This is a genomic window from Mycobacterium barrassiae (assembly GCF_025822765.1).
GTDB lineage: Bacteria > Actinomycetota > Actinomycetes > Mycobacteriales > Mycobacteriaceae > Mycobacterium > Mycobacterium barrassiae.
In genome coordinates this window covers 19,775-35,730 of record NZ_JACKUK010000023.1, presented here as the reverse complement: position 1 = coordinate 35,730, position 15,956 = coordinate 19,775, and the positions used below count along the sequence as shown (strand labels likewise).

Sequence of the window (15,956 nt, the reverse complement as noted above, 5' to 3'; positions counted from 1 at the left end):
ATGATCACGGCCTGGACGCGACGTGCGGGTGTACTGGCCGCCGCCCTCGTGGTCGGCGCCGCAGGACTGTCATCGTGTTCGCGCGGCCCGGCCGACAGCATTGACTTCGCGGTCGACGGGATGCTGACGACCTACAACACCAACACCGTCGCCGGCGCCGCATCGGGCGGCCCGCAGGCGTTCGCGCGGGTGCTGACCGGCTTCAACTACCACGGTCCCGACGGCCAGATCGTCGGCGATCACGACTTCGGCAAGATCTCGGTCGTCGGGCGTGCGCCGCTGATCCTGGACTACGAGATCAACGCCAACGCGGTGTACTCCGACGGCAAACCCATCACGTGCGACGACATGGTGCTGGCCTGGGCGGCACAGTCGGGCCGGTTCCCCTTTTTCGACGCCGCCAGCCGCGCCGGCTACGTCGATATCGCTTCTGTCGACTGTTCACCGGGGCAGAAGAAGGCACGTGTCTCATTCGCGCAGGACCGCGCATTCGTCGACTACGGCCAGCTGTTCGACGCGACGTCGATGATGCCGTCGCACGTGATCGCCGACGCGCTCGGTCTCGGCGACGGCGGCGTCACCACCGCGATCACCAACAACGACGGCCCGACGATCGAGCGCATCGCGCAGGTGTGGAACACCACGTGGACCCTGAAGCCGGACCTCGATCTGAAGAAGTTCCCGTCGTCGGGCCCGTACAAGCTCGACTCGGTGACCTCCGACGGCGCGGTCGTGCTCGTCGCCAACGACAAATGGTGGGGAGCACCGCCCGTCACCTCCAGGGTCACCGTGTGGCCGCGCGGAGCCGACATCCAGGACCGCATCAACCAGGGGGCCTACGACGTCGTCGACGTCGCGGCCGGCTCGTCGGGCACGTTGAACCTGCCCGACAACTACGTCCGGACCGATTCGCCGTCCGCGGGTATCGAGCAGCTCATCTTCGCCTCGGCGGGCCCGATGTCCCAGACACCGGAGCGCCGCGCCCTTGCCCACTGCACACCGCGCGATGTGATCGCCCGCAACGCGGCGGCGCCGATCGCGAATTCGCGCCTCAACCCCGTCAGCGAGGACGCCTACAGCGCGGCCGAGAGCGCGGCCGAGGGCCGCCAGTTCACCGTCGCCAATCCCGACGCCGCGCGGGCCGCGATCAACGGACGGCCCCTGACCGTTCGGATCGGGTATCAGAGTCCCAACGCCAGGCTCGCGGCGACGGTCGGCGCCATCGCCAAGGCGTGCGCGCCCGCGGGCATCACGGTGCTCGACGTCGCGACCAACGACACCGGCCCGTTGACGTTGCGCGACAACAAGATCGACGTGCTGCTCGCCAGCACGGGTGGCGCTGCCGGCAGCGGATCGACCGGATCCAACGCGATGGATGCCTACACCTTGCATTCCGGCAACGGCAACAACCTGTCCCGCTACAACAACGAACGTGTCGACGGCATCATCGCGGCGCTGGCGGTGGCGGCCGACCCCAAGGAAGTGTCGCGGCTGCTCGGTGAGGGCGGATCGATCCTGTGGACTGACATGCCGACCCTTCCGCTTTATCGTCAGCAGCGGACCGTGGTGACGTCGAAAGACATGTACGCGGTGAGTAGCAATCCGACTCGATGGGGTGCGGGATGGAACATGGATCGCTGGGTGCTGGAGCAGTGACCCCTGGCGCGGCAAAAGCCGATAAAGACATCGCGAGGCTCGTCGCCTCATTGATGCGGGATGTGCCCGATTTCCCCGAACCCGGCATCCAGTTCAAGGATCTGACGCCGCTGCTGGCCGACGCGCACGGTCTGGCCGAAGTGACCGACGCCCTCGCCGAGACCGCAAAGGGCGCCGATCTGGTCGCGGGCATTGATGCACGGGGCTTCCTGCTCGGCGCGGCGGTGGCGCTGCGGCTCGGCACCGGTGTGCTCGCGGTCCGCAAAGGCGGCAAGCTGCCGCCGCCGGTGCACAGCGAGACCTACCAGCTCGAGTACGGCTCGGCCACGCTGGAATTACCGGCCGACGGCATCGAGCTCGCCGGCCGCACGATCGTCATCATCGACGACGTCCTGGCCACCGGCGGAACCGTCGCCGCAACGGAAAAGCTGCTGCGGCACTGCGGGGCGACGGTCGCCTCCGCGGCGGTCGTCCTCGAATTGGGTGGGCTCAACGGTCGCGAGGTGCTCGAACCCCTACCGGTGACGTCCCTGCTCACCATCTGAGCCGTATCCTCGAAGTCGCAATGAGTTATCGACGGGCGCGCGATCGGCGCTCGTCTGAGCGGACGGGAGGTGACCATGGCCGAGGACCCCGGTACGGGACAGGCTGTGCAGTCGCTGCCCGACGCCAAGGCGCCGGAAACGCAGCCGATGGAGCTGCCCAAGGCGGATTCGAAGACCGATTCCAAGACGGATTCGGCAAAAACGGGGACCAGCGCATCCCGACGGGTGCGCGCCCGGCTGGCCCGCCGGATGACCTCACAGCGCAGTGCCATCAACCCGGTGCTCGAACCTCTGGTCGCCGTCCACAAGCAGTTCTATCCCAAGGCAAACCTGGCGCTGCTGCAGCGCGCGTACGAGGTGGCCGAGGAGCGTCACGCCGATCAGTTGCGCCGCTCCGGTGACCCGTACATCACCCATCCGCTGGCCGTCGCCAACATTCTGGCCGAACTCGAGATGGACACCACGACGCTGATCGCGGCGCTGTTGCACGACACCGTCGAGGACACCGGATACACCCTGGAAGCGCTGATCGAGGAGTTCGGTGCGGAGGTCGGCCACCTCGTCGACGGGGTGACGAAGCTGGACAAGGTCGCGCTGGGCACCGCGGCCGAAGGCGAGACCATCCGCAAGATGATCCTCGCGATGGCTCGCGATCCTCGGGTTTTGGTGATCAAGGTCGCCGATCGGTTGCACAACATGCGGACCATGCGCTTCCTGCCGCCGGAGAAGCAGGCGGCGAAGTCGCGCGAAACTTTGGAAGTGATTGCGCCGCTTGCGCATCGGCTCGGCATGGCCACGGTCAAGTGGGAGCTCGAGGATCTGTCGTTCGCGATCCTGCATCCGAAGAAGTACGAGGAGATCGTGCGACTGGTGGCCGATCGGGCGCCGTCCCGCGACATTTATCTGGCGAAGGTGCGCGCCGAGATCACGGCCACCCTGAACGCCTCGAAGATCAACGCGGTGGTGGAAGGCCGGCCGAAGCACTACTGGTCGATCTACCAGAAGATGATCGTGAAGGGTCGCGACTTCGACGACATCCACGACCTCGTCGGCGTCCGCATCCTTTGCGACGAGGTCCGGGACTGCTATGCGGCTGTGGGCGTGGTGCATTCGCTGTGGCAGCCGATCGCGGGCAGGTTCAAGGACTACATCGCCCAACCACGGTTCGGGGTGTACCAGTCGCTGCACACCACCGTCGTCGGTCCCGAGGGCAAGCCCCTGGAAGTGCAGATCCGCACCATCGACATGCACAAGACCGCCGAGTACGGCATCGCCGCGCACTGGCGCTACAAGGAAGCCAAGGGCCGCAACGGACTTCCGGCCAGCTACGCCGCCGCCGAGATCGACGACATGGCCTGGATGCGGCAACTGCTCGACTGGCAGCGGGAGGCCGCCGACCCGGGCGAATTCCTCGAATCGCTGCGCTACGACCTGGCGGTCCAGGAGATCTTCGTGTTCACCCCGAAGGGCGATCTGATCACGCTGCCCACCGGGTCGACCCCGGTCGACTTCGCCTACGCCGTGCACACCGAGGTCGGGCACCGCTGCATCGGCTCACGCGTCAACGGCCGGCTGGTCGCGTTGGAGCGCAAGCTCGAAAACGGCGACCAGGTCGAGGTGTTCACGTCTAAGGCGCCCAACGCCGGCCCGTCTCGCGACTGGCAGACGTTCGTGGTCTCGCCGCGCGCGAAGGCGAAGATCCGCCAGTGGTTCGCCAAGGAACGGCGCGAAGAGGCGCTGGAGGCGGGCAAGGATGCCATCGCCCGCGAGGTACGTCGTGCCGGAATTCCGTTGCAGCGGTTGATGAATGCCGAACAGGTGGCGACGCTGGCCCGTGAGCTGCGGTACGCGGACGTGTCTGCGCTCTACACCGCGGTCGGCGAAGGTCACGTGTCGGCTCGGCACGTGGTGCAGAGACTGGTTGCCCAACTGGGCGGCGACGAGGACGCCACCGACGAGATCGCCGAGCGCTCGACGCCGTCCACCATGCCGGTGCGTCAGCGCAGCAACGAGGACGTCGGTGTGGCCGTGCCCGGCGCGCCCGGTGTGCTGACCAAACTTGCCAAGTGCTGCACCCCGGTGCCCGGCGACGTGATCATGGGGTTCGTCACGCGCGGCGGCGGGGTCAGCGTGCATCGCACCGACTGCACCAACGCGTCCTCGCTGAAGCAGCAGTCGGAGCGGATCATCGACGTGGAATGGGCGCCGTCGCCGTCGTCGGTGTTCCTGGTCGCCATCCAGGTCGAGGCGCTCGATCGGCACCGGTTGCTTTCGGACGTCACCCGCGTGCTGGCCGACGAGAAGGTCAACATTCTGTCCGCGTCGGTGACGACCTCCGACGACCGGGTGGCCGTCAGCCGGTTCACCTTCGAGATGGGTGATCCGAAGCACCTGGGACACCTGCTCAACGTGGTGCGCAATGTCGAGGGCGTGTACGACGTCTACCGCGTGACTTCGGCCGCCTGACGTTTTGAGCAAATAATCTCGCCGGATCCGATTTCTGTCATAATTCGGCGATGCGCACCGCTCTCGTGGCCACTCTCACGGCCGTCGCCCTGCTGATCGCCGGTTGCGGGTCGACCATCAAGCCCGAGGGTGCCGCGCAATCCGTCGTCGATCTGGTGAAGAAGCAAACAGGTTTCGAACCCAAGGACGTGAAGTGTCCAGAGGGTGTGGAAGCAAAAGTGAACACGACCTTCGAGTGCAAGTTCACCGGGCCCGAGGGCACCGAGTACACCGCCGACATGAAGATCACCAAGGTCGACGGTGATGACGTCGAGTTCTACATCGAGACGAAGCCCAGCAGCTAGGCCCAAGCGGCGCTAGTCCAGCCGCACCGACGCGATCGTCACGCTCTGCTTGGGCTTGCCGTCGTCGCTGCCGTCGGAGGTGCCTGCTGCGGCGATCTTGTCCAGAGTGGCCAACCCGGTCTTGTCGATGGTGCCGAAGACGGTGTACGTCGGCGGCAGCATCGAATCCTCGTACACCAGGAAGAACTGGCTGCCGTTCGTGCCGAGGCCCTTGTTCGCCATGGCGAGCGTGCCGCGCGGATACAGCAGCGGCCTCTCCAGCGCCGGGTCGGACAACCGGAATTGGTTGGTTGGGTACTCGTTCGGGAAGCGGTAGCCCGGACCGCCTGTGCCGGTTCCGCTGGGATCACCGCACTGCAGCACGCCGAGCGACGGGCCGGTGGTCAGCCGGTGACACGTCGTGTCGTCGTAGAAGCCCTGCTGCGCCAGGCTGGCGAAGTTGTTCACCGTGCACGGCGCCTTGGCGTTGTCCAACTGCAGCCCGATCCCGCCGCGGTTGGTCATGATGCTGGCGCTGACCTGCGCCGGTGTCGTGGGCACCCGACCGGTGCGCGGCGGCTTGGCGGGCTTGCTCGCCGGTTCCGTCGTGGCCGGATATTGGCAGTTGGACCCCAGCGTGGCGGGCGGCTTGAAGTCGGGTAGTGGGTCGGTGTCGACTCTAGGTGTCGGCTCGGCCGTGTAGGTGGTGTCGGGGACCATCCCGTCGAGGCTCTCCAGGGTGCGGCCCACCGCGATCAGGAACAACAGGCTCAGCACGACCACGAGGATGGACAGCGCCGTGATCACGTAGCCGATGATCAGGCCCGCCAGGGCCATTCCGTGGCCCTCCTCGCCGGTCTTCTTGATCTGCGACATGGACATGTGGCCGAACACGATCCCCAGCGGTGCGAACACGAATGCGCACACCAACGCCAGGACGGCCAGCGTGTTCGTCGACTTCGGCGCCGGATAGCCGGGGGATGTCGACGAATAGTCGTAAGGCGGCGGGTACTCGCCGTACGGCGGCGGGTAGGCGCCGTACGGAGGGGGTGGGTTCGTCACGGATCCAGCATCAACGACGTGATCTTGACCTCCGTCTTCGGCTTACCGTCCTCCGAGCCGTCGGCCGTGCCCGCCGCTGCGATCTTGTCCAACGTCGCAAGTCCGGTGTCGTCGATGGTGCCGAACACCGTGTAGTTGGGCGGCAGCTTCGAGTCCTGGTACACCAGGAAGAACTGGCTGCCGTTCGTGCCCGGTCCGGCATTGGCCATGGCCAGCGTGCCGCGCGGGTACACCACCGGCTCGGCGAGCTTGGGATCGTCGGGCTGGTACTGGTTCGTCGGATACTCGTTCGGGAACTGGTAGCCCGGGCCGCCGGTGCCCTGGCCGGTCGGATCGCCGCACTGCAGTACCGAAAGGAACTCCGAGGTGGTCAGCCGGTGGCAGGTGGTGTCCTTGAAGAAGCCCTGATTCGCCAGGCTTGCGAAACTGTTGACGGTGCACGGCGACTTGCCGTTGTCCAGCATCAGGCCGATATCGCCCTGGTTGGTCTCCATGCTGGCGCTGACCTGCGCGGGTTCGGTCGGCACCTTGCCCGTCCGCGGCGGCTTGACCGGCTTGCTGGCCTTCGAGGCGGAGGCGGGGTACTGGCAGTTGTCACCGAGGCCTGCCGGAGCGGCGAATGCGGGCAGGCCGCCCTCGGACGGCGCCGCGCTGGTCGTGGTGGGGCTGTCGGTCGCAGCGGTGTTCTTGCTGTCCGCGTTGTCCCTGGTGACGACGACGGCCACCACCGCGGCGACGACGATGACGGCGGCCACGGCGGATCCGACGATGGTGATGAGGCGACGCTTGCGCTCCTTGGCCGCCCGGCGTTCCAGCTGCCGCTCCAGTTTGCGCTTCGCTGTCGCCCGCCGTTGTTCGTTGGTCGGCACCGCCGGTGTCCCTCCTTGTGTTGATCGGTCGGCAACGAGTGTGCCAGGCGTTGCTGAGTGTGGCGTTGCGACCCACGTCAGTAGGGATGGAAAACTGGACGTGTGTTGGTCACCGGATTCCCGGCTGGCATGTTGGCGTGCAACTGCTACGTGCTGGCTCGGCGCGCAGGAACGGACGCGATCATCGTCGATCCGGGCCAGCGGGCGATCGGGCGGTTGCAGCAGATTCTCGACGACAACCACCTGACGCCCGCGGCGGTGCTGCTCACCCACGGGCACGTCGACCACATCTGGTCGGCACAGAAGGTGGCCGACATGTACGGCTGCCCGGCGTACATCCACCCCGAAGACCGGTTCATGCTGACCAACCCGATCAAGGACTTCGGGAGGGGGTTTTTCGGCGGACTCGCGCAGATCGCCTTCGGCGCCCTGTTCCGCGAGCCCAGGCAGGTCATCGAGCTGGACAAGGACGGCGACAAGGTGGAGCTGGGCGGCATCACGGTCACCGTCGACCACACCCCGGGGCACACGCGCGGCTCGGTCGTGTTCCGCGTTTCCGAGGGCCCCGACGAGGTGGTCTTCACCGGCGATACCCTGTTCCGGCAGTCCGTCGGGCGCACCGATCTGCCCGGGGGCAGCGGCCGTGACCTCCTCGGCTCGATCGTCACAAAACTATTGGTTCTCGACGACGACACCGTGGTACTACCGGGGCACGGCGAGAAGTCCACGATCGGACACGAACGCCGCACCAACCCGTTTCTCGAAGGCTTGTACTAGTGAGTGAATTTCAGGCGCCCAAGGGCGTCCCGGACTATCTGCCGCCCGACTCAGCGCAGTTCGTCGGTGTCCGCGACGGCCTATTGGACGTGGCCCGCCGCGCCGGCTACGGCGATATCGAACTACCGATCTTCGAGGACACCGCGTTGTTCGCCCGCGGCGTCGGGGAGTCCACCGATGTGGTCTCCAAGGAGATGTACACCTTCGCCGACCGCGGCGACCGCTCGGTGACGCTGCGCCCGGAAGGCACCGCGGGGGTGATGCGCGCGGTGATCGAGCACGGCTTGGACCGCGGGCCGCTGCCGGTCAAGCTCTGCTACGCCGGGCCGTTCTTCCGCTACGAGCGCCCGCAGGCCGGCCGCTACCGCCAGCTGCAGCAGGTCGGGGTGGAGGCCATCGGCGTCGACGACCCGGCCTTGGACGCCGAGGTGATCGCCGTCGCCGATGCCGGTTTCCGCTCGCTAGGACTTGACGGGTTCCGGCTCGAGATCACCTCGCTGGGTGACGACACGTGCCGCCCGCAGTACCGGGAGATGTTGCAGGACTTCCTGTTCAAGTTGGATCTTGACGAAGAGACCCGGCGCCGCGCCGAGATCAACCCGCTGCGGGTGCTCGACGACAAGCGGCCCAAGGTGCGTGAGATGACCGCGGACGCACCCGTCATGCTCGATCACCTCTCCGATGTGGCAAAGCAGCACTTCGACACCGTGCTGGCGCATCTGGACGCGCTCGGCGTGCCGTATGTCATCAATCCTCGGATGGTGCGCGGGCTGGATTACTACACCAAGACCACCTTCGAATTCGTGCACGACGGGCTCGGCGCACAGTCGGGCATCGGCGGCGGCGGCCGGTATGACGGCCTGATGCGCCAGCTCGGCGGAAAGGACCTGTCCGGCATCGGCTTTGGTCTCGGTGTCGACCGCACGGTGCTCGCGCTCAAGGCGGAGGGTAAGTCGGTCGGTGGATCGTCGCGGGTCGACGTGTACGGCGTCCCGTTGGGCGAGCAGGCCAAGCTCACCCTGGCGGTGGTGGCCGCGCGACTGCGCGCAGCGGGGGTGCGCGTCGATCTGTCCTACGGTGACCGCGGCATCAAGGGTGCGATGCGCGCCGCGGACCGGTCAGGCGCATCGATAGCCCTGGTTGCCGGCGACCGCGACATCGAGGCGGGGACCGTTGGGGTGAAGAGCCTCGCGACAGGCGAACAGGTCGATGTACCCGTCGATGACGTTCACAGCGTCATCCTCACGCGCCTGAGCCGGGTCTGATTCCGTATCCGCCGGGGTGATCGGGCCCGGAGCCCGCAGCGCCATGCAACCGGCGGCCACGTTGAGAATCAGCACCACCAGAACCGGCCAACCCTGGGACGGAACCTGCGCGAGCAGACCCAGCAGGGCACCCACCGCGGCGGACGTGACGGCCACCATCGCGGCCGCGAATCCGATCAGCGTCGCGCGGTGCTCCTCCTCGGCGAACGCGCCGATCCAGGAGATCGCCGCGGTGAACACCGCCTGAGCCGCCATGGCGGCCATCAGGATGATGGCGGTCTGCAACCACACGTTGGCAGTCAGCCGAAGTGTCTCGGCGACCGTGGAGGCAAGGGCGGCGAAAGCACTGAGTGCGGCACTGCCGAGCAGCATGCCCCGCACGCCGAACCTGCGCGAGACCGACTGCCACACAACCGATCCGGCAACCAGGCCGATGCTGGAGGTCACCACGAGCACATGCAGGGTCACGTCGCCGTCTGCGGCGCGCAGGGTGTGGAAGGTGGTGCCGAACAGGATCGGGACGTACGTCAGATGGGTGATTGCGTAGCGACGGAACCAGGGCTGCGTGCGAGCGATGCGAAGGCCCTTCCGGTAGGTCTGCAGAGACGAGCCGTGCGGCGCGGTCGCCTTCGGGCTGCACTGGGCCGGCTTGAGGAACAGCGCGGCGACCGCGGCGATTGCCAATACCCCGGCCCCGAGCCAGAGCACATGGACGTGACCGGCCGGCGAACCGCCAGGGAAGAGCATCGGCGCCACCACCAGTGTCGTCGCTGTCGCCAGCACCGAACCGGCAGCACCCTGGGTCAGCAGCAGCCGTCCGCGCCGTGCGTCGGACAGTTTGGTGCAGACCACATCGGAGAAGGCCACGGTGCTGATGCCGGCCGTCACCCCGATCCCTGCCGACGTCAGCAGCAGCAGCACCGCGTGATTGGTCAGTGCCTCGACCGCTTCGGATGCGACCAGAAGCGACATGATCAAGGCCGCCGCGGCGACGACCAGGTGCTTGGAATGGCGGGCCCGGTGCAGGATGACCGGCGCCGTGGTGTTACCGACGATGCTGCCGATGGAAAAGACGGGGAAGAGCAGCCCGGCGACCCACCCGAAGCCACGCTGAGCGCAGACGAACGGCAAAACCACTGACGCATTGCTCAACTGCACACCCGCGGTGTAGAACGCGCCCTGCGCGAACAGTGGCCGGCTCATGTCAGGCGACCCGCCCCGTGAGCCGACGGCTGCAACCCCGGCCCGACTTCTTGGCGCTGTACATCGCATGGTCTGCCGCGCGCAGCAGCTCGTCCGCATCGCGGTCTTCGCTGGGCGCGATTTCGGTGATACCGACGCTGGCGCCCAACTGCACCTTTGTTCCCCCGATGGTCGCCGACTCAGACAGCAGGGCGTGTATCCGTTCGCTGAGGCGGTCGACGTCGGCGGTCGTGAGGGATCCGCGCAGAACGGCGACGAACTCGTCACCCCCGAGACGACCCACCACGTCGTCGGGACGCACGGCGCGCCGCAGCCGATCCGCAACGATCTTCAGCGCGGTGTCGCCGGCCTCGTGGCCGAGCGTGTCATTGATACCCTTGAAGTTGTCCAGATCAATGAACAGTATTGCCGCCAAAGCGCTTTCGTCTGATGCGCTCAGCGCCTCGGTCAGTTTGGACAGCACACACGCACGGTTCGGCAGGCCGGTCAGCGCGTCGTGGTTTGCCTGATGGGCGAGCCGGCGGCTGGCCGCGAACTCGGCGGTGATGTCGGTGAACGACACCAGCAGCGGCGAGCGGTGGCAGTCGACCGGGTCCAGCAGGGACCAGCTGGTGGACAGCCACACTCGCTTACCGTCCGGACGGTCGACGCCCACCACCCGGCCGACAGCTTTACGGATGGTCCGCACGCGGCGGGCCATCGACCAGCGGTCGTCACCGATCCCGCGGCCGTCGGCGTCGAACATGCTCCGACTGATGGTGCCTGCACCCTGGCCATGGACCAGGTCGTGCGCCTCGACACCGAGAATCCGTTGGGCCGCCGGGTTGACGCACTCGATGTGGCCGTCGCGGTCGAACACCACCAAACCGGTGGCCAGGACGTCGACGACGGCCCGGTAGTAGTCCTTGGCCTCCGATCGGGCCCTGTCTCGGTTGAGCGGCGGGATTGTCACGATTTGGTCAACGGACATGAATTGAATCTAAAAGTCTGTGCAGCCGCTCAATATCCGCCGACCGGCGCATTTGCCCGGGGGACCCTCATGTCCCCCGATCGGAGGAACGACGCCGCTAACGCGCTGGCTGAAGCGGAAAGTCCATCGCCTGATCGCCCCAGCGCAGCCCGACGCGGTCGAAGACCACCGGACCCGTATATAACAGGTCGGTATCGGACATGCCGTAGCGAGCCGTCACATGCGGTATCCACGGATCGTGCTGGGGCGGCAGCGGATATAGCTGCGCGGCGGCATCGGTGAGGGCATCGCGAAGGTCCACGAGCTCGGGCGCATCGCCGATGAGATACACCTCGCATTCGCTTGGGGAGCCGGGACTGAATGTCGCATGCCCGAACGCCCGCGCCTTGATCTCGGTGGTCCACCGGGCCACTACCTCGCTGATCCGTCGCACCAACTCGGTGTCGGGGCGTCCGGTGACATCGAGGTCGAAATCGACGAGGGTGAGGTGCAGTTCCTCGGCCGGCTCACCACCGGGCACCGCCAACGCTGCGGCATCCCCGGGGCGGGGGAACAGGGCAATCATTCCGCCGGTCTCGAATGCCTCCGTGTCGTCGGCAAGCTGTACATCCATCGAGGGTGCGGGATGCGGCCACCACAGCAGGACCGCGAGCAACACTGCGAGAAGTCGAACCGCCACGGCGTCAGTCTTTCAGACCGCCGTCAACGACTCTCTGACTCAGCCCGCGCGGACGACCGTCGTCAGCACTTCATCGACGTTTCCGATCCCGCCGTCGAACGGGTTGCCGCGCTTGAGCACCTTGGTTCCGCCGGGGGTGAGGGCGACGAGTTTCGGTGAGCTGGAACCGATTTGCATCCTGCGGGCGAAGCGCACCTGGTCCAGCGGAACGATGGCGCCGCCGCCGTAGCTGAACAACCCGAGCTTGCGGTCGATGACCGCGACGGAGCGGCAGGCGTGCAGCGGCTGGCCGCGACGCCGGCGGATGTTGCGCACCACGAGGAATGTGATCACACCGACGGCGACTCCCGCGGCGAGGAAGATCGCGCCGAGGACGGTCGAGGGTGTTCCCGAGACGAGCGCCACCAGGCCGAACCCGCCGACGACGAACGTGAGTATGCCCAGCACGAAGGCCGCTATCGTCAGCGCTCCCGTGCAGCGGTCGAAGACGTTGACCCGACGGCCGTCGTCGGTGACGACGAGCCCGCCCGTATCGATGAGTACCTGGGTCTGTGCCGGTGCGTCCACGCATTGCAGCGTGCCACCTGACCGTCGACGGGTGGGCGCGAACCCGAAAATAGCTGCTAGATGGCCATGGCGGCGCGGACGTCGGCCTCAGACGCCGAGCCGCCTGTGCCGCTGGAGGTGACCCGGCCGGCCTCGAGGATGTAGTAGCGCTGCGCCGATTCGAGTGCGAAGCCGATGTGCTGTTCGACCAGCAGCACCCCGAGGTCGCCCCGCTGGGTCAGTGCGGTGATCGCGGCCTCGATCTCGGCGACCACCGACGGCTGGATGCCCTCGGTCGGCTCGTCGAGAATCAGGCACTTGGGCGTGGTGATCAATGCGCGGGCGATCGCGAGCTGCTGGCGCTGACCGCCCGAAAGCAGGCCCGCCCGCCGCGTGAGAAGTTCCTTCAGCGCGGGGAACAGATCGAGCTGCGCGTCGATCAGCTGCTTGCCGTTCTTGCGGCCGTCGGCGACGACCTGAAGGTTCTCGGCCGTCGTCAGCTGACCGAACGACTGCTGTCCCTGCGGGACGTACGCCAGACCACGCGCAACCCGTGCGCTGGGCCGCAGCTTGGTGATCTCCTCGCCGCCGAACAGCACCTTGCCGGAACTGCATTTGAGCAGCCCGACCGCCGCTCGTAACAGCGTCGTCTTACCGGCGCCGTTGTGCCCCATCACGGCGGCGACGCCGTCGGTCGGCACCTCGATGCTGACTCCGTGAATGACCTCGCTGCGGCCGTAGCCGGCATGGACGTCGACCAGTTGCAGCATCAGGAGTTCTCCTCGACGAGTTCGATTCCGTCGGCGCCTGCCGCGGCGGTGCCCAGATAGACCTCCTGGACCTTCGGGTTGGCCTGCACCTCGGCCACCGAACCCTCGGCGATCACCCGTCCGCGCGCCAGCACCGTCACCGATGTCGCGAACGCGCGCATGAAGTCCATGTCATGTTCGACGACGACGACCGTGCGTTCGGCGCCGATGCGGCGCAACAGGTTTCCGGTCTCCTCGCGCTCCTCGGTGCTCATGCCCGCCACCGGCTCGTCGAGCAGCAGCACGTCGGCGTTCTGGACCAGCAGCATGCCGATCTCCAGCCACTGCTTCTGCCCGTGGGCGAGCACCCCGGCCGGTTTATCGGCCAGGTGCGTGAGCCCGATGGTGTGCAACGCCTGCTCGATCGCGGGCAGCACGCCCTTTCGCCGCCGCAACAGGGTCCAGGCCGAGCGGCCCGCGCCCGCCGCGATGTCGAGGTTCTGCAGCACGGTCAGCTGCTCGAACACGCTCGCGGTCTGAAACGTACGGCCCACCCCGCGCCTGGCGATCTGGTGCACCTTCTTGCCGAGCAGTTCGACGCCGGACTTGTTCACCGAACCCGTCGCGGGCACCAGGCCGGTGATGGCGTCGATCACCGTCGTCTTTCCTGCGCCGTTGGGGCCGATCAGGAACCGCAGGTCGCCCTGAAACAGGGTGAGGTCGACGTCGCTGACCGCCTTGAAACCGTCGAAATCGACTGTCAGACCGCGGACTTCGAGGTACTGGGTGCCCATGCCGACGTTGCCGCCCTCGACGGGTTCCTTACCCGCAGCGCTTGCTTCGACCTCGGTCATGACGGGGCGCCCACCTTCTCTGCGTCGGGGTCGGAGTCGGCGGCCGCCTCCGGCGGTGGTTCGGCCTTGGCTTTGCGGCGGTACTTCAGGATCGCCCCCAGTCCGGCAAGACCGGCGGGGAAGAAGCCGACGACGACGATGAACAACAGGCCCTGTGCGTATGTCCATTCGGACGGAAAGCGTTCGGAGAACAGGGTTTGCGCCCACGCCACACCGATCGCGCCGAGTACCGGCCCCAGCAGCGTCGTGCGTCCGCCGATCGCCACACCGATCAGGAAAGCGATCGACGGCAAAATCCCGACCTGTGATGGTGCGATGAATCCGACGATCGGTGCGAACAGCGCGCCGGCGATGCTGGCGAACAGCGCGGCAACGGTATAGGCAACGACCTTGATGTTGGCGGGGTCGTAACCCAGGAAGCGCACGCGCTCCTCGCCGTCGCGGACAGCCACCAGCAGCTCGCCATATCGGCTCTGCATGAGCTGCCGGACCACCGCGACGACGAGAAGCAGCACACCGGCGGCGATGAAGTACAGCATCCGCCGGTTCGCAGGGTCGTTCAGTGCGAACCCGAAGAACGTACGAAACCTGTTGAGCCCGTTGCTGCCGCCGATGCTGGTCTGTCCGACCAGCAGGATCGCCAACGCGGCGGCCAGCGCCTGCGACAGGATCGCGAAGTACGCGCCCTTGACGCGACGCTTGAAGACGCCCAGACCCAGCGCCGCGGCGATGGCCGTCGGCAACAGCACGATCGCCAGCAGCGTGAAAGCGGGGGAGGCGAACGGCTGCCAATACCCGGGCAGTTCCCGCACCCCGGCGATCTGCATGAAGTCGGGCACGTCGTCGCCGCGGATCTGCGCGTCGGCGATCTTGAGGTGCATGCCCATCATGTAGCCGCCGAGCCCGAAGAAGACGCCCTGACCGAGAACCAGCATCCCGCCGCGGCCCCAGGCCAGCCCGATACCGACCGCGACGATCGCGAAACACAGGAACTTTCCGAGCAGCGACAGCCGGAAGTCAGACAGCACCGCAGGCGCCACGCCGAACAGCACCACCGCCGCGATGCCGAAGCCCGCCCACGTCTGCCACCGGCCGAGAACTGTCCTCACACCAAACTCCTTGTGCGAACGGTGAACAGGCCCTGCGGGCGGACCTGCAGGAAGACCACGATGATCACGAACACGATCACCTTGGCCAGCGACGCGGTGGTGTTGTACTCGATGAACGAGTTCAAGAACCCAAGGGAGAACGCCGCGATGACGGTGCCCTTGATCTGGCCAAGCCCACCGACCACGACCACCAGGAACGCGTCGATGAGGTAGCTCTGCCCGATCGTCGGACTCGTCGAACCGATGAGCGTCAGCGCGACACCCGCGACGGCCGCCAACCCCGAGCCGATGAAGAACGTGGTGATGTCGGTCTTACGGGACGAGATACCGCTGGTTTCGGCGAGGTCGCGGTTCTGCACCACCGCCCGGATGCGACGACCCATCGGGCTGACTTTCAGCGCGGTGGCCAGTGCCGCCACACACGCCACGGCGAGCACGAGGATGAAGATGCGGGTCTTGGGAACCACGGCCCCGAAGATCTCCACGCCACCCGACAACCACACCGGGGCAACGACGTTGACCGCGGGCGCACCGAAGATGTCGCGAGCGATCTGCTGCAGGACCAGACCCACCCCGAACGTCACCAGCAACGTGTCCAGCGGCCGATCGTACATCCGTTGGATCAGGGTGACTTCCAGCAGTGCGCCCATCGCGCCGCCGACGAAGAAGCCGACGATCAACGAAATCAACAGGGACGCACCGGCACTGGAGATGATCTGCTGCACCACGTACGCGGTGTAGCAGCCGGCCATGATGAACTCGCCGTGCGCCATGTTGATGACGCCCATCTGGCCGAAGGTCAGCGACAGCCCGAGGGCAGCCAGCAACAGGATCGAGCCGAGGCTCAATCCCGTTGCCAGCTGCCCGATCAGAACATCCATAC

15 protein-coding genes and 1 pseudogene are annotated in these 15,956 nt (G+C 66.7%); 6 read left to right on the top strand and 10 right to left on the bottom strand.

What is annotated here, in order from left to right:
* The 4 genes from H7J93_RS10420 to H7J93_RS10405 all read left to right on the top strand — a co-directional run bounded on the left by H7J93_RS10420 (window position 1) and on the right by H7J93_RS10405 (window position 5,011).
* Entirely contained in the window at window positions 1-1,656 is a 1,656-nt protein-coding gene (locus tag H7J93_RS10420; RefSeq protein WP_267306221.1) for an ABC transporter substrate-binding protein, read from the top strand.
* Window positions 1,623-2,201 carry an adenine phosphoribosyltransferase gene (locus H7J93_RS10415; protein WP_267306220.1) on the top strand — a complete coding sequence of 193 codons (579 nt, stop codon included), beginning with the start codon at window positions 1,623-1,625 and terminating at the stop codon, window positions 2,199-2,201. The genes H7J93_RS10420 and H7J93_RS10415 overlap by 34 nt, the downstream gene beginning before the upstream one ends.
* Before the next feature lie 147 nt (window positions 2,202-2,348).
* The gene (locus H7J93_RS10410; RefSeq protein WP_372507880.1) at window positions 2,349-4,667 is read left to right on the top strand and encodes a RelA/SpoT family protein; all 2,319 of its coding nucleotides are present in this window, start codon (window positions 2,349-2,351) and stop codon (window positions 4,665-4,667) included.
* A gap of 50 nt (window positions 4,668-4,717) precedes the next feature.
* Window positions 4,718-5,011, top strand: a complete 294-nt coding sequence (locus tag H7J93_RS10405) for a DUF4333 domain-containing protein (protein ID WP_267306218.1) — start codon at window positions 4,718-4,720, stop codon at window positions 5,009-5,011.
* Window positions 5,012-5,023: 12 nt separating this feature from the next.
* Here H7J93_RS10405 and H7J93_RS10400 read toward each other — a convergent pair whose 3' ends face one another.
* Window positions 5,024-6,052 (bottom strand): peptidylprolyl isomerase, encoded by a 1,029-nt coding sequence (locus H7J93_RS10400; RefSeq protein WP_267306217.1) that lies wholly within the window; start codon window positions 6,050-6,052, stop codon window positions 5,024-5,026.
* On the bottom strand, window positions 6,049-6,921 hold the full coding sequence (locus H7J93_RS10395; RefSeq protein WP_267306216.1) for a peptidylprolyl isomerase: 873 nt from the start codon (window positions 6,919-6,921) through the stop codon (window positions 6,049-6,051). Before H7J93_RS10395 ends, H7J93_RS10400 begins: the two co-directional genes overlap by 4 nt.
* A 102-nt stretch (window positions 6,922-7,023) precedes the next feature.
* Between H7J93_RS10395 and H7J93_RS10390 the strand changes: the two genes are divergently transcribed.
* Together H7J93_RS10390 and hisS are read left to right on the top strand one after the other, a co-directional pair.
* Window positions 7,024-7,698 (top strand): MBL fold metallo-hydrolase, encoded by a 675-nt coding sequence (locus H7J93_RS10390; protein WP_267306215.1) that lies wholly within the window; start codon window positions 7,024-7,026, stop codon window positions 7,696-7,698.
* On the top strand, window positions 7,698-8,963 hold the full coding sequence (gene hisS / locus H7J93_RS10385) for a histidine--tRNA ligase (RefSeq protein WP_267306214.1): 1,266 nt from the start codon (window positions 7,698-7,700) through the stop codon (window positions 8,961-8,963). The genes H7J93_RS10390 and hisS overlap by 1 nt, the downstream gene beginning before the upstream one ends.
* 30 nt (window positions 8,964-8,993) lie before the next feature.
* Here hisS and H7J93_RS29420 read toward each other — a convergent pair.
* The 8 genes and pseudogenes from H7J93_RS29420 to urtB form a co-directional block, all read right to left on the bottom strand.
* Window positions 8,994-9,710 (bottom strand): annotated as a pseudogene (locus tag H7J93_RS29420) (MFS transporter); the annotation flags it as partial.
* Between the two features lie 457 nt (window positions 9,711-10,167).
* Window positions 10,168-11,136, bottom strand: a complete 969-nt coding sequence (locus H7J93_RS10380; RefSeq protein ID WP_267306213.1) for a diguanylate cyclase domain-containing protein — start codon at window positions 11,134-11,136, stop codon at window positions 10,168-10,170.
* Window positions 11,137-11,233: 97 nt separating this feature from the next.
* Window positions 11,234-11,815 (bottom strand): 2'-5' RNA ligase family protein, encoded by a 582-nt coding sequence (locus tag H7J93_RS10375; protein WP_267306212.1) that lies wholly within the window; start codon window positions 11,813-11,815, stop codon window positions 11,234-11,236.
* Window positions 11,816-11,854: 39 nt separating this feature from the next.
* Window positions 11,855-12,382 carry a hypothetical protein gene (locus tag H7J93_RS10370; protein ID WP_267306211.1) on the bottom strand — a complete coding sequence of 176 codons (528 nt, stop codon included), beginning with the start codon at window positions 12,380-12,382 and terminating at the stop codon, window positions 11,855-11,857.
* Window positions 12,383-12,438: 56 nt separating this feature from the next.
* Window positions 12,439-13,131, bottom strand: coding sequence for an urea ABC transporter ATP-binding subunit UrtE (gene urtE, locus H7J93_RS10365; protein WP_267306210.1), 693 nt, complete (start codon window positions 13,129-13,131; stop codon window positions 12,439-12,441).
* A complete protein-coding gene (gene urtD, locus H7J93_RS10360; RefSeq protein ID WP_267306209.1) occupies window positions 13,131-13,964 on the bottom strand; it encodes an urea ABC transporter ATP-binding protein UrtD in 834 nt (277 codons plus the stop codon). The genes urtE and urtD overlap by 1 nt, the downstream gene beginning before the upstream one ends.
* The gene (gene urtC / locus H7J93_RS10355) at window positions 13,961-15,073 is read right to left on the bottom strand and encodes an urea ABC transporter permease subunit UrtC (RefSeq protein WP_267306208.1); all 1,113 of its coding nucleotides are present in this window, start codon (window positions 15,071-15,073) and stop codon (window positions 13,961-13,963) included. The genes urtD and urtC overlap by 4 nt, the downstream gene beginning before the upstream one ends.
* The gene (gene urtB, locus H7J93_RS10350; protein ID WP_267306207.1) at window positions 15,070-15,954 is read right to left on the bottom strand and encodes an urea ABC transporter permease subunit UrtB; all 885 of its coding nucleotides are present in this window, start codon (window positions 15,952-15,954) and stop codon (window positions 15,070-15,072) included. Before urtB ends, urtC begins: the two co-directional genes overlap by 4 nt.
* Window positions 15,955-15,956 lie beyond the last annotated feature (2 nt).